The organism is Vibrio sinaloensis (genome assembly GCF_023195835.1).
Taxonomy (GTDB): Bacteria; Pseudomonadota; Gammaproteobacteria; order Enterobacterales; family Vibrionaceae; genus Vibrio; species Vibrio sinaloensis_C.
Genome location: NZ_CP096200.1, coordinates 325,958 through 346,240 on the forward strand (window position 1 = coordinate 325,958; position 20,283 = coordinate 346,240).

Sequence of the window (20,283 nt, forward strand, 5' to 3'; positions counted from 1 at the left end):
ACCTTTGTTTCCACTTTTGAGATCCTTATCACTAATGACTGCAAGGCAAAGTAAGCTGAAGTCATAATTGGACTTTATCTCCAAGCATTGAAGCGCTATGGTTAAGCTCGGCTAGAGCAAGGACACAAATTAGATCCCATGGAAACCTGCAAACACACCCTCCATCAGTGGAAACGTATCGCCCTTATCGAAGAGCAAGTCGCTCTGCCTAATGGTCATATCATTATGCACACCACGATTTCTCACCCCGGAGCGGCTGTCATCTTGCCGATTGACGACGATGGTCGGATTATCATGGTCAATCAATTTCGTCCTTCTTTAAAAAAATGGCTGATAGAGTTACCCGCAGGCACGTTAGAAAAAGATGAGCCGATTGAAGCGTGCGCGTTAAGAGAGCTCGAAGAAGAGACAGGCTACAGCGCACAGCAACTGTTACCTCTTGGTCAAGTGACACCCATGGCAGGCTTTTGTGACGAAATACAACACCTGTTTGTCGCTAAGCAGTTGACTCGAACCCAGCGCTACAGCTGTGACGAAGATGAAGTGATCGAGGTGAAGGCCTTTGCCATTTCTGAGCTCGAGAGCATGATTATTAGCGGTGACATCACAGATGCCAAAACCATCGCCTGTTTAAGTAAAGCCAAATTGTGTGGTTACCTTTAGGAGAAGAAGAGATATGGATTTTCGTTCAGACACAGTCACCCAACCTACCCAAGCCATGCGTGAAGCCATGGCCAATGCCAGTGTCGGCGATGATGTGTACGGCGATGACCCGACCGTCAATGAATTAGAGCAATGGGCAGCGCAGCGCCACGGCTTTGAAGCTGCACTGTTCACTACCTCTGGCACTCAAGCCAATCTACTAGGGCTAATGGCACATTGTGAGCGTGGTGATGAATACTTGTGTGGCCAGCAAGCACACAACTACAAATATGAAGCAGGCGGCGCTGCGGTTTTGGGCTCGATTCAACCCCAGCCGATTGAAAACAACCCCGATGGCACCCTAGATTTTGCCAAGTTAAAGGCAGCGATAAAACCCGACGATTGCCACTTCGCCCGCACTAAATTACTAAGCTTGGAAAACACCATCAACGGCAAAGTTCTCCCACTCAACTACCTGGCTGAGGCACGTCAGTTCGTCGACCAACATCAACTATCGCTGCATCTTGATGGCGCTAGGGTCTATAACGCGGCTGTCGCTCTCAATGTCGATGTAAAAGAAATTGCGCAATACTTTGACTCAATGACGGTATGTCTATCGAAAGGCCTTGCTGCCCCTATCGGCTCACTGCTGCTCGGCAGCAAAGCATTTATCGCTAAAGCACGTCGCTTACGCAAAATGGTGGGTGGAGGCATGCGCCAAGCGGGTATTCTTGCTGCCGCCGGGAAACTGGCGTTAACTGAACAAGTGGAACAGCTCAAGCTCGATCATGATAATGCCAAACACCTAGCAATCGGCTTGCAAAAGATTGACGGGTTTAAGGTCAATCCAGATCTGGTGCAAACCAACATAGTGTTTGCCAAACTCGATAGCCATATTGATATTGACCAAATTGCTGAACGTCTTAAGCAAGATGAGATTCGCATATCACCAGGCAACCCAATACGCTTTGTGACCCATAAAGACATCACACGCGACGATATTGATCGGCTTTTAGCCAAACTTGCGGACTACAGCAAATAATGGCGCTATCCACTTATTGAGCTTCCCCTTAGGGGAAGCTTTATGCTTGGGCTATGACGGTTGAATGAGAACAGACAATGACTCGAAGCCTTACCATCTTACTGCTTTGTTTACCTATGCTTAGCCAAGCAAATTCAAACTTTGGTGACCCTCAACTTGGCAAAATCAAAGCGCCTAGCTGTGTGTTCTGTCACGGCGCCGACGGCGTTGCCACCAATCCAACTTATCCTAACCTCAATGGCCAAGATGTGCAGTATCTCTATCAGTCGATGAAGGCTTATCAAAATGGCGAGCGCGTTGGGCCACTGGCAGAAATGATGACGGCACAGCTGTCGCGATTGGATGACCAAGACTTAAAAGACGTGGCTGCTTATTTCGCTCAGCAGTAGAGCTTACTCATAGTGGCAATCAATGACTCGATAAAAACGGGCAGGTATCAAAAGATAGCTGCCCGTTTTGTTATGTTCTTTGATTCTAGCTACGAGAGTGAACGATGATAGCTACGTCCGATACAGAACCTTGACCACATGCCAACCAAACTTGGTTTTCACTAGGTGGGGAACTAAGGTTTCACCCGAGAAACAGACTTTGTCGAACTGAGGGACCATTTGGCCACGGCGAAACTCACCTAAGTCACCGCCGCGCTTGCCAGATGGGCAAGTGGAGTACTTTTTTGCCAGGGTTTGGAACTTTGCGCCCTTTTTAAGCTGCTTGATGATGTCTTCGGCCTGCTCTTTGTGTTTAACCAGAATATGCAGGGCTGCTGCGGTGTTTGCCATAACTCTCTCTTGATAAAGTCACTCGTGGCGCGGATTGTACCCGATTCTGAACGCTTTGTTCACTTAAACCGTACGCCAATTGCACAGATTTCATTATCTAGGTTATAGTCAGGGACAAATTTGATGTCAGTCGATTGATCATCGACCTAAATCCGTTACCATTTAACTAACGAAGCGGAATAACGAGTACTTCCATGGCGAAAACAGTCAGTAAAGCAAACCAATCTCAAGGCATGCTCATGTTTACCTTAACCGGTAGCAAGCAGCTCTTTGCTATCGGTACGCTAAAAGTGCGTGAAATCGTGCCTTTCCAGCCAACGACCCAGATCCCGTACTCACACCACCATGTGATTGGTACGGTAACCATCCGCAACAAAACTATCCCTGTCATTAATATGCCTGCGGCGATTGGCTTTCGTCCGATTCAGCCTGAAGAGTATAAGTCATGCTACCTTATCGTCACGGATTGCCTGAGAACGGTCGTAGCGTTTATGGTCCGCTCTATAGAAAAGATTATTGAGTGTGACTGGAAGTCGATTGAATCAGCCCCCAAAACGGCAGGGAGCAACGTGTTCGTCACCGGTATCACGCGCTTTGACGACAAAATTGTACAAATGCTGGATGTGGAGTTATTGCTTTCGAAAATCTATCCACAGTACGAGTCAACCAACATTCCAATGCTGACTGACATCGAGAGAGAGCGTCTCAAAGCGCTGCGTATCTTACTGGTCGACGACTCATCGATCGCACGTAAGCAACTGGCAGATGCGCTAGACAGCATCAATATACCTTATCAGATTTGCAATAACGGCCTTGATGCGTTGGCACTGATGCGCGGGTGTGCGGCCAAAGGCGAGCCTATCGATTTATTGGTGAGTGATATTGAGATGCCCGGCCTTGATGGGTATGAGCTTGCTTTCGAGACGCAAAACGAACGAGAGCTCAGCAACAGTTATGTGATTCTGCACACCTCGCTCTCGAGTGAAATCTGTGTCGAGCGCGCTCAGCAAGTTGGCGCCCATGAAGCGTTAGAAAAATTTAATGCCGCCGACCTCATCCAAGCTATGTTGCGCGGTGCGAGCAAATTAGAACAAGGCAACGTGCGACAAGAGATCATCGTCGACGAAACCTAAACGAAAGCCCTAGATAAGTTTGCTCATCTAATCGACAAGTTCTAACCTTTAGTTGTGCACAAGCGCAAAATGTCGAGCAGTTAGTATGTGCAAAATGAATTTAAATCAAACATTCGCCCGCTAAATCAGTTAACCTTAGCAATAGAGTGTCTTTTGCAGAAATGTTCATAGGAAATGACCGACGATTTTAAAAAGTCGACAGCGAATCTAAGAAAAGCTGTCCCACTAATGATGAAGAACCACGTAGCTGCAACTCCTGCCAACTATGCGCTTTGGTACACCTATGTGGATAATGCGATCCCGCAACTCAATCGTGAGCTGGATAGCGTACTAGACAGCTATGGTATCTGCCCTCCAGCGGCAGGCGAGCACCTCTATCAAAACTACGTGGCTAGCCGCACTGAAACTGACATGCGCGATTTGCGTGCTAACATCGAAATTTTGGTCAGTGAAGTATCGAGCTCAATGGCCGATACCCTTTCAGACACATCACAGTTTTCCGACATGATTGACAAGAGCTTTGACAACCTTAAGCGCGTCGAAAACGAAACCATGTCTATGGAAGAGGTGATGACTGTCGTGCGCCAACTGGTGTCTGAGTCGACCGAAATTCGCCACTCAACCCGTTTTCTAAACAACCAGCTTGAGAACGCCGCTAAAGAGATCAATCAGCTCAAAACCCAGTTAGCCGAGGTGCAACAAGACGCCCTGTTTGATTCTTTGACCAGCCTGTACAACCGCCGAGCTTTTGATAGCGATATCAGCACACTTTGTCGAGCTGAGCAGAAAATGAGCCTTATTCTCGCGGATATCGACCACTTTAAAACGTTTAACGACTCATACGGACACCTGTTCGGGGATACCGTCATTAAGGGTATCGCCAGACGTTTGCAACTGAGTTGTCGAGAAGGCATTCACGCTTATCGCTTTGGTGGTGAAGAGTTTGCATTGATCGTTCCCAACAAGTCGTTGCGCATTGCGCGACAGTTTGGCGAAACCTTACGCCGTTCGATTGAAAAACTAACCGTGAAAGACAGACGTACCTCAGAGCAAGTGGGTAACATTACCATCTCTCTTGGCGTGGCAGAGCTTGAACCGGGTGAGTCGGCCGAGTCGTTAATTGAACGCGCCGATAAACTGCTTTATGAAGCGAAGCAGCTCGGGCGAAATCGCGTCATGCCGATATAAAGCATTCAACTGTTACGAAATTAGAAAAGCCCCAAACTTGGGGCTTTTTGCTGTTTAACCATCTCTGGTAATGGCGGCGATCAACTCTTGTTGAACTTGATCGGCTTTATCGTTGTCGATTTGGCAGGTTCCTGCGGCTTTATGTCCACCGCCCCCATACTTAAGCATCAGCTCGCCGACATTGGTTTTTGAACTGCGATCAAAAATCGACTTCCCGGTCGCAAAGACAGTGTTCTGTTTCTTAAAGCCCCACATTTTGTGAATCGAGATATTACACTGTGGGTAGAGCGCATAAATCACAAAGCGGTTACCTGCATAAATCACCTCCTCCCCAGTTAGATCGAGAAAAACTAGGTTATTGTGCACCGTGGCACAGCGTTGGATCTGCTGTTTAAATAGGTTTTCATGCTCTCGATACAACTCGATACGTTCACGTACATCAGGCAAAGCCAATATTTGATCAATCGTATGATTTTTGCAGTATTCAATTAAGTCCATCATCAAGCTGTAATTGGAAATACGAAACTCTCTAAAGCGGCCTAAGCCAGTACGTGCGTCCATCAAAAAGTTAAGCAGGTTCCAGCCGGTCGAGTCCAAGACTTCATCTCGGGTAAATTGAGCCGAGTCTCCTTTATCGACCGCTTCCATCATATCTAACCACTGCGACGGAAAAGTGCTCTCCCCGCCATAGTGCTCCCAAACGACTCTAGCAGCAGAAGGCGCATTGGGGTCGATAATATGATTAGGTCGTTCGCCTTGATTACGTATGACTTCAGATAGGTGATGGTCAAAAACAAGATGGGCTTGCTCGACATACGGCAAGTTGGTCACGATATCGTTGGAGGTAATCTCGACCACGCCATCTTGCATATCTTTTGGGTGAACAAACTTTATATCGTCAATTAGCTCTAGTTGCTTGAGCAATACTGCGCAAACTAGGCCGTCAAAGTCACTGCGGGTGACGAGTCGATGTTTTTGGTTCGACATTGGCACTTCCTATGCTTCGGCTTATTATTGAATTTATTGATAACTATTGGGGGCTATCATTTAATCAAAGTAACACTCTCGGTATCACTTTGTCCTATAACTCTTTTTAAGTTTAGACAGCACTAATATTTTCACAAACCCTAGCCGGAAAAATCGCTCCATTTTCTTGATCTGGCCGATGGAACCGCAGCAACCAAACATTCGTACCCTCACGTCTTGGCCTCTGGATCGAGTTGTCGATTGAGCTTTGTCAAACAACTATTCAACCGCTGTAGCGAATCGATACAAACCTGGTCACTGGCCTGCTCATGAGTAGCTTCCACTGAAGACTCAATATCCATGACCCAAGCATGCTGTTGCGAGTTAAGTGGCAAACGCTTCAATTCCTCTATTGCCTGTCTAGCCAGCTGAAATGGGGTTGTTCTGACCTCACTCAAAGGGCGCTCGAAAACCCGTGCTGTTCTGCCTTCAAGGTAGACTCGGTAGGTGGTCAACTGGTCACAGAGCAGAAACGCTCGCGCGCGCTCACCTTGATGTGGGTAAGGGGCGATAAGATGATGCTGCAACTGGGCATCGATGCAAATATCCATTCCCCACTGCTTACACTTGTTGATCATTTTGCTTATCAGCCCCTGCTCAGGCATTAGTTGTTCAATTTCTACGATACGCATCAGGTGGTAATCGTTTGACAGTAAGGTAACAGATACACATTGGTCAGGGAGTTGTGTCAGCTTCATTGCTGCGTTGCCAAGGTTTTCAATCGTGTTTTGCGACTCTTGCTCAAGCAGGATTGAGTAGCGCGCCAACTCGTGGTCAGGCAACAACAGAGTTAAGTAGTCCATCATCGCTTGAGCTTCTGAGACTGACTGGCTATCAGTTATACCGCCGCACATCACAATCAAGGTTTGTTTAGCATCGATGTTGGGTAAATGACGCGCCAGCAACTCAACACGCGACCGTCCCTCTGCAGTAAGCTGCCCATTGACCAAGCGTTTCCCTAGCAGTAAAACCACACTATTTATGTTCATTAATTACTCATGTCTCAATTATTCCTACTAAGATAAGCAGAAACTGTACAAGTATCGACTTTACCGATAGCGTAAGCGAGGTTAAAATTTTGTTAATGACAGTGCTAACTCATGCACTGTTACCACCCCATTGATAAGAGCCAACGTCATTGGCCGTTACCATAGGAAGTAAGTTTATGCTGTCTATATTTGATATCTTCAAAGTGGGTGTTGGCCCATCCAGCTCACACACCAACGGCCCAATGCTGGCAGGCTATCACTTTACTCAATTGCTGACTAGCAACCTCGACAAAGTCGATCGGGTGAAAGTCGATCTGTACGGCTCACTTTCTCTCACCGGAAAAGGTCACCATACCGACAGAGCTGTCATTCTTGGTTTGCTGGGCAATAAGCCCGATACCATCAAGATGTCGAGTGCCAAACAAGCCCTAACGCAAGCCATTGATGACAAGACCTTACAACTTGCTGGCGCTAACACGCTTCACTTTGATTACGACAGAGACATTCTGTTTCATCAAGATAATCTGCCGCTGCACGAAAATGGCATGACTATTTCAGCGTTCGATGCTAACGGAACGCAATTGGCGTTTGAGACTTACTATTCCATCGGAGGCGGCTTTATTGCCACAGCCAAACAACTCGAGCATGGTAGCGATGATGAAGAAATCGCTGTGCCATATCCATTTACTAGCGCCGATGAAATGCTCGCTATGGCCGAAGAAAATGGGCTGAGCTTAGGTGGAATGATTTTACGCAATGAAAATCAGTTCCACAGTGAAGACGAAATCACCCGAAAGGCCGAGCAAATCTGGAAAGTGATGTCGCTGTGTATGCAGCGTGGATTCGATACGGAAGGCATTCTGGAAGGCGGTTTGAACGTCACACGCCGCGCTCCTAACCTGTTGAAAAAGTTAGAAGCGAACGCTGCTATTGAAAACGATCCAATGGAGATTATGGATTGGATCAACCTTTTCGCTTTCGCGGTAAGTGAAGAAAACGCTGCTGGTGGTCAGGTCGTGACTTCTCCAACCAATGGAGCGGCGGGTGTCATTCCAGCCGTATTAATGTACTACCACCGTTTTATCAAAGAGCTCGACACCAAGCAGTTGAAAGACTTTCTCGCAGTGGCAGGTGCGATTGGCATTTTGTACAAGACCAATGCCTCTATCTCAGGTGCCGAGGTGGGCTGTCAGGGTGAAGTTGGCGTCTCCTCCTCAATGGCAGCGGCTGGGCTTACCGCCCTGCGCGGGGGCAGTAACGAGCAAATCTGCATCGCCGCAGAAATCGCTATGGAGCATTCACTCGGAATGACCTGCGACCCGATTGGCGGCTTAGTGCAAGTGCCATGTATCGAACGCAATGCCATGGGAGCGATGAAAGCGATCAATGCGTCAAGAATGGCGTTAAAACGCACCAGTAAATGTTTGATCTCTTTAGATAAGGTTATTGCGACCATGTATCAAACTGGCAAGGATATGAATAAGAAGTATCGCGAGACGTCGTTGGGTGGTCTGGCCGTTATCCATATGGCTCCACCGTGTGAATAAAAAAAAGGCGCAGTTTTCACTGCGCCATTTTTTAATTAACTACACCTTATCTGTCACGGCTAAGGTTGCGGTAAGTACATCTTGGCCAAACTTAACACTGCGCTCAGGAGACCAACCGTACAAGGGATCAGGATACTCATTGTTATCTTTAAACGGCATCTCTATGGTGTACGACAAACATTTAAACTGCTCACCCACCCAGTTCGAACCAACGGTTAAATTCGCTTTACCAGGCTCATCTTTATCGTAACCGTGTTGATCTTGGAACTCAGGTGTTGCAACGAACAAGGCTTGCTTGAACGCGGCTTCTAAACCCGCCAGGCGCTCGTCGTAGGAAGGAATGCCTTCGGAGCCCGCGACAAAGTTGTATGGAATAGCTTCATCGCCGTGAATATCCAGAAACATATCGACGCCAGTTTCAAGCATCCGCTCACGTACTAAAAACACCTCGGGGCTGTTTTCCATTGATGGTGACTGCCATTCTCGATTGAGATTGACCCCTTTGGCATTGCAGCGCAGATGCCCTCGAATCGCCCCATCAGGGTTCATGTTTGGCACGATATAAAGCACCGCTTTTTCGAGCAGCGCTCGAGCACTGGTATCGTCTTCGTCTAACAGGCGTTGAATAAAACCTTCCATAAACCACTCTGCCATGGTTTCTCCTGGGTGCTGACGAGCAATCAACCAGATTTTCTTTTTCCCCTCTTCAGCCTCACCAAAGGTGAGTAACGACATATCGTTGCCATCTAGAGTTTGGCCCAATGTCTCTAACTGACAGTGGTGAGCGCTTTGCGCCAAATGCAGCAGGTCTAAGTGGCGATCATAGCTGTAAGGAGCAAAGTAAGCGAAGTAGATTGACGGGCGCTCCGGAATAACCGTAAAGGTCAGTGTGTCACCATCAAATTCAGCAGGAATGCGGAACCATTCCTCACGATCATAGGAGGCCACGACGTCGTAGCCTTTCCACCCTTCAGGGTAGGCCGATCCTTTCAAATCGAGAATGTTCAGAGTATGCGCTTGTTCGGTTTGGGTTTCTAACCGAAAGTGAAACCATTGATAGAATTCCGATTGATTATCATTAGGAATTTTCAACTGAATGTTGTCTTTATCCGCAATACTAACAACTTCAATATTACCGCTATCAAAGTTACTGAATATCTTCATGTCGATTTATTCCTTATATATTTTTAGACTGACAGGCAAGAGGCTAACATAAAGCAGAGCGCTATGACATCGACCGACAAGGGCAACCTTCAGCACTAATTTGTTGATGCTGAACGTAAGATTACAACGTCACCTGAGAAACAATCTGAATTGCGTCATGGCGCCAAAACTCGACGCTGCCCTCGATGGGTTCTCCTTGAGCATTGAAGTGAACCTTTTCAACCACAATCGCTGGGGTTCCCACCGTCGCTCTCAACGCCAGCGCAACATCGCCCATGAGTGCACGTGTGCTCACTCGGCAATCCACTCGCTCAAAATCGATCCCATAGTGCTGACGGTATAGTTCGGTTAAAGATTGATTTAGCTCGTGTTCTAACAAGCCAACAAATGGTTGTGGGCACGCATAATTGGTCACATAAGCCACTGGCCGTTGCTCTAAATAACGCACCCTGTTTAGCTGATAGACATCGGAGAAAGGTTGAAGCTTGAGCAAATGAGAGGCTTGTTTGTTGGCGACGATGCTTCGTGCTGATAACAGCTCAGTCTGAGCAGTACGATATTGCATGCTTACCCACTCATTGAAGCTACGTGTTTGCGACAAATCATACTTCAGTGCAGGTGGCGATATGAACCAACCACGGCGGTCTTCACGATAGATACAACCATCCGCTTCAAGCAGCGACAGCGCCTCACGCAAAGTCACGCGTGTGGTATTAAACGACTCAGCGAGCTTTCGTTCCGCTGGGAGCTTTTGTCTTGGGGCCAATAATCCCGACTCGATCTGCTCCTCAATAGCCTGTTTAATCATGACATATTGCACTGCGTTCCCACTCCCAATTTGCTCTATTTTTTTCGCGCATTGACGACCTATTAGAATAAATATCTGAACACCTATTTATCCCGACAGGCATCACATCGAACCGCTTCAGAAACTGCCACTACCTTAAACTGAAACGCCATCAATGTCATTGAGAGTATTGAGATTTGTCAGTGCAATAAAGCGAAACGGGCCCAGTGGGCCCGCTCAAACGAATGGTAAAGGATTAGACAGTAATCGAAGCGATCAGACTGGTGAGATATTCAGCGCCATGGTCGGTCAAAAGCCAGCAATACAACATGATGTTAAACGCTAACGTAGTCCAAAAAAGAAACTTAAACCCGAGATCATGATATTTATGATGCATAAACGTTTGAGCAAACAGAGCGCCAATCCAGCCACCCAAGATGTTCAGCAAGTGAAACACGATTTCCGGTACCCTTGCGCCTTGAGTGAGCATCGCTTGTTTATCAAAGGCATACACCGTATAGGTAACAATACTGATAGCGAAATAGAACAAACAAGCTATAAGAGGAAAGTCTAACAGAACCACACTGCCCAATAGCGCGCTGCAAAACCAAACCGCAATGGCCAAGGAGAAATTAAATACTAGCGGCCGTTCAACATGAATGGCCTGCATTGCTCCCTCATCATCGCAGCCTAGGCGAAATACCACCGGCTCGCTAACAAAAGGCTCTTGGGAAGCATTTTCAAGAGCGCTGATATGGAAAAACACTTTGGTCTCTTGGTTATCTACTGCGATGTAACCATGCCCTTTACTTTGATCCCACTGCGCAATCGTTCCTTGAATCGACATACTGGTTTCCTTTCCTAGCCAAGTGCTTTTTTCAAGCTATTTATTAATTATTAGTAATTCATAGCACACATATTCCACTACGCTCATAAAATGGCCATTTTTTTGAACTCGCGCACTCTCGAGTTAAAGCGACGTCAGAAAACCTCTAGACATTGAGAGGACACAGAGAAGAAATGGTAAGCGGGTTGGTAAGGGAAAGACAGGAAACAACTGAGGAATTGGTCGACAATCACGCCGACGCAAGTTCTGACTCGTGTAGAGATGAGTTCGATGCGCACCAGCTACATGACGAGTCATATCAGCGCAGGTAGAAAAGGCGTACCTAACAATACTGAAAAGAGGAATCGAGACTCACTCCAGCAAGAGCCTCGAGCATTACATCAAAATCACAGCACCTGAAAAGTAACTGAATTACTTCATCAACGTCGGCGATATGTTGAGCGCAAGGTGGCATCCGTTGAGATCGGAAATCACATCGAACTCAACCATTTCATTGAGATGCGGGCCGGCTTGAGTGTCTCTCATGTCTCGAACATGAAAAAAAACTTTTTGGCAATGGTCTTGCTCTTCAATAAACCCGTAACCGTGTTTTTCGTCCCAGTCGACGATTCTTCCTAACACTGCCATGTTGCCCCCTACGCTTGCAGCTGTTGTTTCTCTGCTTACTCACATCTGGGCCAATTGGATCACTCGACTGAGCATTTTTTAAGCAATTAATATATTTCTCAGTTCGTGGAGTGAACTCACTGTATAGTTAGGCTCTATGCTGTGATCACGCTCGTTACCCTGATGATTGAGCCAACAAGTTTCGATTCCGAAATTGATTCCACCTAATATATCTGAGTGCTGATTGTCGCCCACCATCAAAACCTTACTCTTACAGGGCCAACCCATTTTTTCCAGCGCATGGTTGAAAATCGCCTGGTCTGGCTTCGCGACCCCGACTTGCTCAGAGATAATCACGTGTTCAAAGTAGTGCGCCATCTCGGTGCGATCGAGACGAATGGCTTGCAGCTCGGTAAAGCCGTTAGTAATAATCCCAAGCTTTGCTTTGCCGTGTAACGCCTCCATGAGCTCTTTTGCACCGGGTAACAGGGTACAAATATCGGCCATCGCTTCTAAAAAGGCTAGGTTGAGCTCAGTGGTTGTCGTTTGCAGGCGCTGCGCCCACTCATGAAAACGGCGATGCTTGATCTGCTCGGCAGTAATTTTTCCATCTTGATAGTCCACCCACAGCGGTTTGTTTACCGTTTGGTAGTGGTCAAAATCTTGCTGAGTAAACTCCACACCCTTGCGTGAAAACATCAACTGCATACCTTTAAAAGCGTCAAAGTGAAATAAGGTTTCGTCAGCGTCAAACAAGATCCAGTCGTACTTCATTTTTCTCTCCTCAAGATTACGACGCCATTGTACAGATTAATCGTGTTTTGAACAGGCGGTATACAGGGTATGTCCTCCGCACAAGCATAGGCCACTCTATGTGCCAGTATTTATTGACTTTGTTGAGCAGCGACGCTCCCTATTGAGCTCACTTAAAGTGATACTGGGCTCATAAATGACTCAAGATGACGCGGGCTCTCATATTCTATGACCTAAGACAAAACGCATCTCGAAATAGACATGGAAAATAGTGCTCAAATCGATCGCTCTAGGAGACAGTCACGATGAAACGCTTTTTCCCATCCAGTGTCATGCTCACGCCATTCTTGGTAAAACACTATCAGCAAGATCTCGCCGACATCGATCAATCAGAACCAGTGCAGACGCAAAATGAGCACGAGCTCTCAGGCAGTGACGATAACCAACCGGTCCGTGGCCAACAAGAAGCTTGATGGTAAGACGCCAGTGACCCGGTGCCTGATTGAGCCGAAATAAATCAGCGGATATTTTATGCATTCCCTAACGCCCTTTGCTTGGTAAACCGAGCAGAGGGCTTACTTTTTTCTGGCCCCGAAACCATCGCCATCAACGCCTATCTACCTAAATATGTTGGAAAAACGATTGCCGTAACCCACTAATTATTAACAAGTTTATCTATTGAAACTAACCGTACGAATGAGGATCACACTTCCGCTTCATCTACTCACTTTTTGCCGATGATACTTGTCGGAGATCAAATTTGTCGCACGGATTTTTATGCGAATCTAATTGCAGAAACGAATGATAACAATAACGGAGCAGTCCAATGACAAGTGCATTTTTCATCCCTACTGTAAACCTGATGGGCGCTGGTTGCCTAAAAGACGCCACTGATGCTATTCAGGCGCAAGGCTTCAAAAAAGGCTTAATCGTTACCGACAAGGTACTTAATCAGATCGGTGTGGTTAAGCAAGTTCAAGATCTACTCAGTGAACGTGAGGTCGCGACTGTTGTGTTTGATGGAACGCAACCTAACCCAACGATTGGCAACGTCAATGCTGGCCTCGATCTATTGCAAAGCAACCAATGTGACTTTGTGATCTCTCTAGGCGGCGGCTCGCCACACGATTGTGCCAAAGGCATCGCTCTGGTGGCAGCCAACGGCGGTAAGATCGGTGACTACGAAGGGGTCGATCAATCTGCAAAACCTATGCTGCCACTGATTGCGATTAACACCACCGCAGGTACCGCTTCTGAGATGACGCGCTTTTGTATCATCACCGATGAAGAGCGTCATATCAAAATGGCCATTGTCGACAAACACACGACACCTTTGATTTCAGTGAACGACCCTGAGTTGATGCTGGCTAAACCCGCTTCGTTGACAGCGGCAACCGGTATGGATGCTTTGACACACGCAGTCGAAGCTTATGTATCGATTGCGGCCACCCCAATTACCGATGCTGTTGCTATCAAAGCAATTGAATTGATTCAAGCACACCTTCGCACCGCGGTGGCCAATGGTGACGATATTGAAGCGCGCGAACAAATGGCCTACGCCCAATTTATGGCTGGTATGGCATTCAACAATGCCTCGCTTGGCTATGTGCATGCCATGGCGCATCAGCTTGGCGGATTCTATGACTTACCACACGGTGTGTGTAACGCTATTTTGCTTCCACACGTTCAGCGCTACAACGCGCAGGTTTGCCCTGAGCGCCTACGTGACGTTGCCAAAGCAATGGGTGTGGACGTCTCAGAGATGACAGCAGAGCAAGGGGCAGAAGCCGCCATTGATGCGATTGTCGCCCTGGCAAAAGATGTCGGCATTCCAACGGGTATTGAGCAGCTTGGTGCTAAGCTTGAAGACATTCCAACGCTCGCAGACAACGCACTAAAAGATGCGTGTGGTTTTACCAATCCTAAACAGGCGACTCACGACGAAATCTCGGCGATTTTCCAAGCCGCGATGTAATTTATACCAAACAGCATAAATATCTGGTCATTCTTGCTGGTTAAAATCGTTGATAGCGTCGTTATAGATTTTGTAGGTAGGTCAACTAGCTAGCTGCAATCTATGCCTTGCTCTCAGCGATTTTTCCTGCGCAATTATCTGATCACCTATTTATCCCGTTTGGTATTATCTAACTTTCTTGCAGTTTTAGCCTCCTTCGGGAGGCTTTTTTGTCCCATTGACAGCAAAAATCCGTACTACACTTCAACAACAAACGGAGGTGTTCTATGAAAACAACAATTGGGTTGGTCTTACTGACATGTGCGTCAATGGCGACGGCTGGCGAGAATCGAGTTTACAATGTAAATGGTAGTGAATACGAGGGCTACTGGGCCAAAGTGAGCGATGATGCCCCACTGGTATTATTGGTTCACGACTGGGACGGTTTAACCGATTATGAGATGAAGCGAGCGCAAATGCTCAACGACATGGGCTACAACGTGTTTGCTGCCGATTTGTTCGGCAAAGGCATTCGCCCCACCGAGGTCAAGGACAAACGCCAACACACCGGGGAGCTTTACAAAGACCGCGAGAAACTGCGCGCATTGATGCAAGGAAGTTTAGATTTTGCGGCCAGTTTGGGCGGAAAAGCTGACAATGCCGTGGTGATGGGTTACTGCTTTGGCGGTGCCGCGGTCCTTGAATCTGCCCGCGCAGGCATGCAGGCAAAAGGCTTTGTCACTTTCCACGGTGGCTTAGGTACCCCAGAAGGCCAGGACTACAGTATGACCAAAGCACCGATTATGGTACTGCATGGCACAGCGGATAGTGCTATTCCAATGTCTGAGTTTGCCTCCTTGGCTGAACAGCTTGAAGCGGCTGGCGTATCCCATGAAATGATCACTTACAGTGGTGCTCCGCACGCGTTTACCGTGTTCGGAAGTGACCGCTACCGTGAAGACGCGGATAAAAAATCATGGAATAGTTTTGGTCAGTTCCTACAAGCAACCACCATGTAAGTTCACAGTGTAATTCAAGCCCCAAACAGACATGTTTGGGGCTTTTCTGTTAATACTCATCGCGATAATTGAGCGTTCAGATATTTATACTGTTTGCTTTTGTTATGGCGCGTCGTCTATCTCAACGGGTAAATAGTGTTTAGGTTCGAGTTTTAGCCACTCTGGCAACACAGTACCAATTGAAATCGATGACCAAGTGCCGGACAAGATGCCGATAAACATCGCCACCGCAAACCCTTGCAACGCACTTCCTCCGAGAATCCACAATGCAGAGACCGTCATCAAAGTTGTACCAGAGGTGACCATAGTGCGCGAAAATGTGGCTATCACCGCTTGATCGTCAATCTCTTCAGTGGTTAATGATTGTTTTGCGATAAGCAGCTCTCGAATTCTATCGGCAATAATGATCGAGTCGTTGAGCGAATAACCAAGAATCGCAAGTATGGCAGCAAACACAGTCAGGTTGAACTCCATCTGCGTCGCGGCAAAAAAGCCAAGAACTAATACCACATCATGGATCAAGGCCAGCAATGAGCCGCTAGCCAAACGCCATTCAAAGCGCACGCAGAGATAGGCCAAAATCGACAACATCGAAACCATGAGCGCCAGGCCACCTTGGTCGACTAAGTCTTGTCCCACCTGAGATCCCACCATACTACTGCTGATCACATCAACCTGATGGGATATTGGCGAAAGTAGTGGCTTAAGATCGACAATGTCATCACTTGATTGCGGCACCGGATAACGAATAACCCAGCGCCCTTGCTGATCTGAGTGAGTCACATTGGTAAACTCACCCAGTTGTGGTTCAAGTGTGTCGAGCAGTTGTGAATGAGTCAGCGATGGGTCAACGGCCACCTCAGAGACCATGCCCCCTGTAAAATCGAGGCCAAGATTAAGCCCGTTGACACTCATTGCCAACAGAGAGATCAGCATGAGCGCCAAAGACACAAAACTGGTGACATAGCGAATACGTCGAATACGTTGTTTAAAGAACTCAACCATAACCTAAACCCTTACATCGCGACGCGCATCGCGTCCCCAAATTAAGTTGATCATCGCGCGTGATGCGAAGACTCCGCTGAACATACTGGTTAACAAACCCAAACCCAGTGTGAGAGCAAAGCCTTGAATCGGACCATTACCGATCGAATAGAGCACCACGGCGGTGATCATCGTGGTAATGTTGGCATCCAAAATGGTGCTAAGCGCACTGTTAAAGCCCAAATCAATAGCCTGAGCGAAGGTGCGCCCTTCCGCTAGTTTGTCTTTAATTCGTTCAAATATGAGAACATTGGTGTCGACCGCCATCCCCACCGTTAACACCAAGCCTGCAATACCAGGCAAAGTGAGCACGGCACCAGGAAGCAATGCGATTAAGCCGAGTAAACAGGCCATGTTGATCAATAGAGCCGTGTTGGCGACCCATCCTAATCTGCGGTACCAGAGCGCCATAAATGTTAGAGTCAATGCCATGCCTAAAGCCAATGCGGCAAAGCCGTTTTCGATATTCTCCGCCCCTAAGGAAGCCCCGATGGTGCGCTCTTCAACAATGGTCACTGGCGCGGTTAGCGAACCCGCTCGCAGCAGCAGCGCCAGATTCTGAGCCTCTTCCATTGAACCTGCGCCAGTAATGCGAAATTGGCTGCCTAACTGCGACTGAATGGTGGCGACACTGATCACTCGTTCGCTACGCTCGGTCTCGCCCATTGAATTAGTTGTATACTCGCGATAAACCGTCGCCATCGGCTTGCCAATGTGGCTTGCCGAGAACTCACTCATGATCTTGCCACCAGCATGGTCGAGCGAGATATTGACCTCAGACAAGCCCATCTTATCGATGCCCGCGCGGGCATTGATAATGTGCTCACCGGTAAGGACCGGGCGCTTAGCGAGCGTCACATCCATTCCGTCATTGTTTTTCAGTACCACATCGCCATAGGCGGCGGCATCAGATGCCGTGCGAGCTTGATGAAATGCCAGACTTGCTGTCGCACCGATGACATTCTTCGCCAGCGAAGGATCTTGCACCCCTGGCAGCTCAATGCGAATGCTGTGCTCGCCTTGTCTTTGCACCAAGGCTTCGGTAATCCCAAGCTCCTCGATTCGATCGCGCATGATTTTAAGGTTTTGCTGCAGCGTGACGCGCTGGAACTCACTCTTATTCTCCGCAGTAGGCTTGACGGCTAAGAAGTCTGAGTGACGTTTGACTTCCCATCCAGGATAGTTTTGTCCCAGATATTGATTAACCTGATTCAGTATCTCGCCGTTATTGGCCTTAACTTCAAACGCTTCACTACCCGATGTCGAAACCTGAACGCCCCTGACTCGCTCTTGCCTTAGATAATCGCGAGTCTCTTCAATTAAGCTGTTGCGCTGATCTTCAAACGCCTTGTCAATATCAACGTTGAGCAAGAACTGCACCCCGCCACGTAAATCTAGCCCGAGTTTTATTGGACTAAATCCTAGTTCAGACAACCAGTTAGGTGAGACTGAAACGTAGGAGAAGTTAATGGTGTCTTGTTTTCCAAGCAGTGTATCTAGCGCTTGTCTCGCCTTGGTTTGCTCAGTTTCATCGTCAAACACTAAGGTCGTCTGCGCACCAACTTGGTCAATCTGGGTTGCGCTAATGCCACGTTGAGACAGATAGCGATGGAGCTCCCCAGGATGTGATAGGACAGGATTTGCCTGGCCTTGTGACAACGTCACTTGGATAGAAGGTTTTTCTCCGTACCAGGTTGGAACGGCGCTGAGTGTCAGCATGACCACTGTTGCAATCAAGACCACGTACTTCCAAGCAGAATAGTGGTTCATCAGGCGCGCTGATGCCGCCCGTTTTATCGGTTTTTTGTTCATCATATTCATTAACTGTGCTCAGCGAGAGTCATCTCGCTTAAGAGATCAAAAGATGGCCTTAGCCAAAGTAAATTCGGTTAAGAAACAAGATGGAACTGACTATTTAAAGCAACATAGAGCGCATTCGACTCTTTCCAGCCAGCAATGCGATGAGAAGAAAAACGTTGAGAAAAGTGAGCGCCACTTGGCTGCGCCGCAGGTTGATACAGGCGAAAAAGTGGCAGTGCCGTCGGTTCAACCTGAGGTAAGTCGAGACTCGAGTTCGACTCGCCCTCATCGGCGAAACGGGTCGTGTTTAACCAACGATAACTATGAAGGTTGGCGAGCCAATCTTGAACGTTGTGTGAGTGGGTACTGGGATTAGGTTTGGTTGTCTGCTTGATCTGCTCAAACAACAGGTCGCTATCGTGCTGCGAGTATGCAGGAAGCGTTTCGAGATCAAGCTGTAATCGCGCTGAGGCTTGAGTTTCGGCCTGCAACAAATAGCCAAAAGCCTGCACTGGCAAAGCCAGCACAAACAAAAAAAGCCATAGTGATGAAGTAAGCCGTTGAAACATTGTTCAGCCAAATACGAGAAGTCTTCGCGATAGTAGATCTAAGCATGTAGGCAAACAACTAAAAACTTCTAAAAGCTTATATTGCAGCTTTGGTGGGCTTCGGCTTAACGGTAAAACACCTGGCCGGTGCGCACATCAAGATAAATTTTATTGGCCTGCTTCAATCCACCACAATAGACAAAATACGCATCTTGCTCACTGAAAGTGACCGAGCGAATCCAACCTTTGGTTTCTTCAAAATCCAGCGGCGTACAGGTGCCGTCTTTGAGCAGTTGGTCGGTGGTCTTAATAAACATCTCAAAGTGCTGCTTGAAGTCATCCGAGCTTTCAATGTATTCACTCAGGGTCTCCACCCGCTCTTCTTTGGTGATAGTTGGCGGCACTTCGAGCAAGGCGTCCATTGGCACCCACTCAGCGACTTCGGGTCCGCCCTCTTCGTAAACAAAGTAAGCAGAAATTCGTCCCCAACCGTCTTTCTTTTCAAGAATATGCAGCTTGTCGCCTCGGTAAACCACGCTCTCAATAAAGGCATCGTAATCAGGAGCCTCGCGCACGCCCAGCTTATCTGGGTTGACGTAGTAGTCGGTTTTCGGTGGCTCAGGAGCGGGCTCTGGCTCATCTTTGACAATGGGTAAAGGGACCACGGGCTCTTCTTCCTCGGCTTGTTGCATCGCTAAGGCGTCTTGTTGAGGCTTGTAGTAAAAGATGTAATAACCGCCACCGGCACAGGCTATACCGAGTAACAGTAACACTGCCATAATGACCTTTTTCATATTTGTCTGAATCTTTTCCTATACTTAAACAGTGACAAGCGAGACAACCACCGTAATGAAATGGCACAGAGTTCTTCATACTATAACGGCAGCAGTTCTGATCACTTTACCTTTTCCATCCGGCGCGGCACACTGCGACGCCAAAACGTGGAACCGTGCGCTCACACTTCAGCAATCACTCGATACGCAATACAACCAACATGCGGAGCGCTTTAATCAACTGCTCAGCTTTCATCAAGCCCAGCCTTTCCTTTATCAAGAGTTTAGTCCAAATGAGATACGCAGTTTCTGGCAAAGTAACAAACAGACGTTGCTGAAAAGTCTGCAAGGTCAAATTGCAGCCTCACAAGCGGTAGTGCAAAACATCGCGCAAGAACGAGCGCAGCTCAACCCGCTGCTCGGGCGTGCTGTAAGTTTACAGCAGCGCTGGCTGCAGATATCTCAGCACTGTAAAAAAATAGATAATCAAAGTAATACCATCACCAGTTGGAACTACGCTCAGAACAACAAGGCGCTGATTGAGCAGATTCACCAACTGGACGAAAAGCTGACCACTTTACAGCAGCGCTATCAAAATGAAGTCCGCGCTCTAGAAAACGCTCGCCGACAATAGAAACAAAT

Annotated in this window: 22 protein-coding genes; 10 read left to right on the forward strand and 12 right to left on the reverse strand. The window is 47.6% G+C overall.

What is annotated here, in order from left to right; all coding sequences use genetic code 11:
- Positions 1-138 precede the first annotated feature (138 nt).
- From MTO69_RS15025 to MTO69_RS15035, 3 genes are all read left to right on the forward strand, one after another.
- A complete protein-coding gene (locus tag MTO69_RS15025; RefSeq protein WP_248335210.1) occupies positions 139-663 on the forward strand; it encodes an NUDIX hydrolase in 525 nt (174 codons plus the stop codon).
- 13 nt (positions 664-676) lie between these two features.
- Entirely contained in the window at positions 677-1,684 is a 1,008-nt protein-coding gene (ltaE, locus tag MTO69_RS15030; protein ID WP_248335211.1) for a low-specificity L-threonine aldolase, read from the forward strand.
- Positions 1,685-1,761: 77 nt separating this feature from the next.
- On the forward strand, positions 1,762-2,073 hold the full coding sequence (locus MTO69_RS15035; protein WP_248335212.1) for a c-type cytochrome: 312 nt from the start codon (positions 1,762-1,764) through the stop codon (positions 2,071-2,073).
- Between the two features lie 111 nt (positions 2,074-2,184).
- Here MTO69_RS15035 and ppiC read toward each other — a convergent pair whose 3' ends face one another.
- The gene (gene ppiC / locus MTO69_RS15040) at positions 2,185-2,463 is read right to left on the reverse strand and encodes a peptidylprolyl isomerase PpiC (protein WP_038177557.1); all 279 of its coding nucleotides are present in this window, start codon (positions 2,461-2,463) and stop codon (positions 2,185-2,187) included.
- Between the two features lie 194 nt (positions 2,464-2,657).
- Here ppiC and MTO69_RS15045 point away from each other — a divergent pair, with 194 nt between their 5' ends.
- Together MTO69_RS15045 and MTO69_RS15050 are read left to right on the forward strand one after the other, a co-directional pair.
- Positions 2,658-3,596, forward strand: a complete 939-nt coding sequence (locus MTO69_RS15045) for a chemotaxis protein (protein ID WP_248335213.1) — start codon at positions 2,658-2,660, stop codon at positions 3,594-3,596.
- Between the two features lie 174 nt (positions 3,597-3,770).
- Positions 3,771-4,784, forward strand: a complete 1,014-nt coding sequence (locus MTO69_RS15050; RefSeq protein ID WP_248335214.1) for a GGDEF domain-containing protein — start codon at positions 3,771-3,773, stop codon at positions 4,782-4,784.
- A 54-nt stretch (positions 4,785-4,838) separates the two neighbouring features.
- Here the strand turns inward: MTO69_RS15050 and MTO69_RS15055 are convergent, their stop codons facing one another.
- Together MTO69_RS15055 and MTO69_RS15060 are read right to left on the reverse strand one after the other, a co-directional pair.
- Entirely contained in the window at positions 4,839-5,771 is a 933-nt protein-coding gene (locus tag MTO69_RS15055; protein ID WP_248335215.1) for an exopolyphosphatase, read from the reverse strand.
- A gap of 209 nt (positions 5,772-5,980) precedes the next feature.
- Entirely contained in the window at positions 5,981-6,799 is an 819-nt protein-coding gene (locus tag MTO69_RS15060) for a YdcF family protein (protein WP_248335216.1), read from the reverse strand.
- A gap of 176 nt (positions 6,800-6,975) precedes the next feature.
- Between MTO69_RS15060 and MTO69_RS15065 the strand changes: the two genes are divergently transcribed.
- Positions 6,976-8,346, forward strand: coding sequence for an L-serine ammonia-lyase (locus MTO69_RS15065; protein WP_248335217.1), 1,371 nt, complete (start codon positions 6,976-6,978; stop codon positions 8,344-8,346).
- Positions 8,347-8,385: 39 nt separating this feature from the next.
- Here the strand turns inward: MTO69_RS15065 and MTO69_RS15070 are convergent, their stop codons facing one another.
- The 5 genes from MTO69_RS15070 to yjjG all read right to left on the reverse strand — a co-directional run bounded on the left by MTO69_RS15070 (position 8,386) and on the right by yjjG (position 12,524).
- Complete coding sequence (locus MTO69_RS15070; RefSeq protein ID WP_248335218.1) at positions 8,386-9,510, reverse strand: M14 family metallopeptidase; 1,125 nt, start codon at positions 9,508-9,510, stop codon at positions 8,386-8,388.
- Between the two features lie 121 nt (positions 9,511-9,631).
- Positions 9,632-10,330 carry a UTRA domain-containing protein gene (locus MTO69_RS15075; protein WP_248335219.1) on the reverse strand — a complete coding sequence of 233 codons (699 nt, stop codon included), beginning with the start codon at positions 10,328-10,330 and terminating at the stop codon, positions 9,632-9,634.
- Between the two features lie 223 nt (positions 10,331-10,553).
- Complete coding sequence (locus MTO69_RS15080) at positions 10,554-11,144, reverse strand: DUF1294 domain-containing protein (protein WP_248335220.1); 591 nt, start codon at positions 11,142-11,144, stop codon at positions 10,554-10,556.
- A 411-nt stretch (positions 11,145-11,555) separates the two neighbouring features.
- Positions 11,556-11,771, reverse strand: coding sequence for a cold shock domain-containing protein (locus tag MTO69_RS15085; RefSeq protein ID WP_248335221.1), 216 nt, complete (start codon positions 11,769-11,771; stop codon positions 11,556-11,558).
- 78 nt (positions 11,772-11,849) lie between these two features.
- Positions 11,850-12,524, reverse strand: a complete 675-nt coding sequence (yjjG, locus tag MTO69_RS15090; protein ID WP_248335222.1) for a pyrimidine 5'-nucleotidase — start codon at positions 12,522-12,524, stop codon at positions 11,850-11,852.
- Positions 12,525-12,808: 284 nt separating this feature from the next.
- Here yjjG and MTO69_RS15095 point away from each other — a divergent pair, with 284 nt between their 5' ends.
- The 3 genes from MTO69_RS15095 to MTO69_RS15105 all read left to right on the forward strand — a co-directional run bounded on the left by MTO69_RS15095 (position 12,809) and on the right by MTO69_RS15105 (position 15,476).
- Positions 12,809-12,976, forward strand: coding sequence for a hypothetical protein (locus MTO69_RS15095; RefSeq protein ID WP_248335223.1), 168 nt, complete (start codon positions 12,809-12,811; stop codon positions 12,974-12,976).
- Between the two features lie 353 nt (positions 12,977-13,329).
- A complete protein-coding gene (yiaY, locus tag MTO69_RS15100) occupies positions 13,330-14,478 on the forward strand; it encodes an L-threonine dehydrogenase (protein WP_248335224.1) in 1,149 nt (382 codons plus the stop codon).
- Positions 14,479-14,744: 266 nt separating this feature from the next.
- Positions 14,745-15,476, forward strand: coding sequence for a dienelactone hydrolase family protein (locus MTO69_RS15105; RefSeq protein WP_248335225.1), 732 nt, complete (start codon positions 14,745-14,747; stop codon positions 15,474-15,476).
- Between the two features lie 102 nt (positions 15,477-15,578).
- Here MTO69_RS15105 and secF read toward each other — a convergent pair whose 3' ends face one another.
- From secF to MTO69_RS15125, 4 genes are all read right to left on the reverse strand, one after another.
- A complete protein-coding gene (secF, locus tag MTO69_RS15110; protein WP_248335226.1) occupies positions 15,579-16,481 on the reverse strand; it encodes a protein translocase subunit SecF in 903 nt (300 codons plus the stop codon).
- A 3-nt stretch (positions 16,482-16,484) separates the two neighbouring features.
- Positions 16,485-18,332 (reverse strand): protein translocase subunit SecD, encoded by a 1,848-nt coding sequence (gene secD / locus MTO69_RS15115; RefSeq protein ID WP_248335642.1) that lies wholly within the window; start codon positions 18,330-18,332, stop codon positions 16,485-16,487.
- Positions 18,333-18,409: 77 nt separating this feature from the next.
- Positions 18,410-18,889, reverse strand: coding sequence for a hypothetical protein (locus tag MTO69_RS15120; protein WP_248335670.1), 480 nt, complete (start codon positions 18,887-18,889; stop codon positions 18,410-18,412).
- Between the two features lie 104 nt (positions 18,890-18,993).
- Positions 18,994-19,662 carry a hypothetical protein gene (locus MTO69_RS15125; RefSeq protein WP_248335227.1) on the reverse strand — a complete coding sequence of 223 codons (669 nt, stop codon included), beginning with the start codon at positions 19,660-19,662 and terminating at the stop codon, positions 18,994-18,996.
- A gap of 55 nt (positions 19,663-19,717) precedes the next feature.
- Between MTO69_RS15125 and MTO69_RS15130 the strand changes: the two genes are divergently transcribed.
- Positions 19,718-20,275 (forward strand): hypothetical protein, encoded by a 558-nt coding sequence (locus tag MTO69_RS15130; protein WP_248335228.1) that lies wholly within the window; start codon positions 19,718-19,720, stop codon positions 20,273-20,275.
- Positions 20,276-20,283: the final 8 nt, after the last annotated feature.

Bases quoted from the DNA above. Each gene is read 5' to 3' on its own strand.
- MTO69_RS15045 (WP_248335213.1), top strand. From the start codon at position 2,658: ATGGCGAAAACAGTCAGTAAAGCAAACCAATCTCAAGGCATGCTCATG.
- MTO69_RS15085 (WP_248335221.1), bottom strand. From the start codon at position 11,771: ATGGCAGTGTTAGGAAGAATCGTCGACTGGGACGAAAAACACGGTTAC.
- ppiC (WP_038177557.1), bottom strand. From the start codon at position 2,463: ATGGCAAACACCGCAGCAGCCCTGCATATTCTGGTTAAACACAAAGAG.
- MTO69_RS15125 (WP_248335227.1), bottom strand. From the start codon at position 19,662: ATGAAAAAGGTCATTATGGCAGTGTTACTGTTACTCGGTATAGCCTGT.
- ltaE (WP_248335211.1), top strand. From the start codon at position 677: ATGGATTTTCGTTCAGACACAGTCACCCAACCTACCCAAGCCATGCGT.
- MTO69_RS15120 (WP_248335670.1), bottom strand. From the start codon at position 18,889: ATGTTTCAACGGCTTACTTCATCACTATGGCTTTTTTTGTTTGTGCTG.
- secF (WP_248335226.1), bottom strand. From the start codon at position 16,481: ATGGTTGAGTTCTTTAAACAACGTATTCGACGTATTCGCTATGTCACC.
- yjjG (WP_248335222.1), bottom strand. From the start codon at position 12,524: ATGAAGTACGACTGGATCTTGTTTGACGCTGACGAAACCTTATTTCAC.
- yiaY (WP_248335224.1), top strand. From the start codon at position 13,330: ATGACAAGTGCATTTTTCATCCCTACTGTAAACCTGATGGGCGCTGGT.
- MTO69_RS15070 (WP_248335218.1), bottom strand. From the start codon at position 9,510: ATGAAGATATTCAGTAACTTTGATAGCGGTAATATTGAAGTTGTTAGT.
- MTO69_RS15080 (WP_248335220.1), bottom strand. From the start codon at position 11,144: ATGTCGATTCAAGGAACGATTGCGCAGTGGGATCAAAGTAAAGGGCAT.
- MTO69_RS15025 (WP_248335210.1), top strand. From the start codon at position 139: ATGGAAACCTGCAAACACACCCTCCATCAGTGGAAACGTATCGCCCTT.
- MTO69_RS15050 (WP_248335214.1), top strand. From the start codon at position 3,771: ATGACCGACGATTTTAAAAAGTCGACAGCGAATCTAAGAAAAGCTGTC.
- MTO69_RS15035 (WP_248335212.1), top strand. From the start codon at position 1,762: ATGACTCGAAGCCTTACCATCTTACTGCTTTGTTTACCTATGCTTAGC.
- MTO69_RS15065 (WP_248335217.1), top strand. From the start codon at position 6,976: ATGCTGTCTATATTTGATATCTTCAAAGTGGGTGTTGGCCCATCCAGC.
- secD (WP_248335642.1), bottom strand. From the start codon at position 18,332: ATGAACAAAAAACCGATAAAACGGGCGGCATCAGCGCGCCTGATGAAC.
- MTO69_RS15060 (WP_248335216.1), bottom strand. From the start codon at position 6,799: ATGAACATAAATAGTGTGGTTTTACTGCTAGGGAAACGCTTGGTCAAT.
- MTO69_RS15105 (WP_248335225.1), top strand. From the start codon at position 14,745: ATGAAAACAACAATTGGGTTGGTCTTACTGACATGTGCGTCAATGGCG.
- MTO69_RS15055 (WP_248335215.1), bottom strand. From the start codon at position 5,771: ATGTCGAACCAAAAACATCGACTCGTCACCCGCAGTGACTTTGACGGC.
- MTO69_RS15130 (WP_248335228.1), top strand. From the start codon at position 19,718: ATGAAATGGCACAGAGTTCTTCATACTATAACGGCAGCAGTTCTGATC.
- MTO69_RS15095 (WP_248335223.1), top strand. From the start codon at position 12,809: ATGAAACGCTTTTTCCCATCCAGTGTCATGCTCACGCCATTCTTGGTA.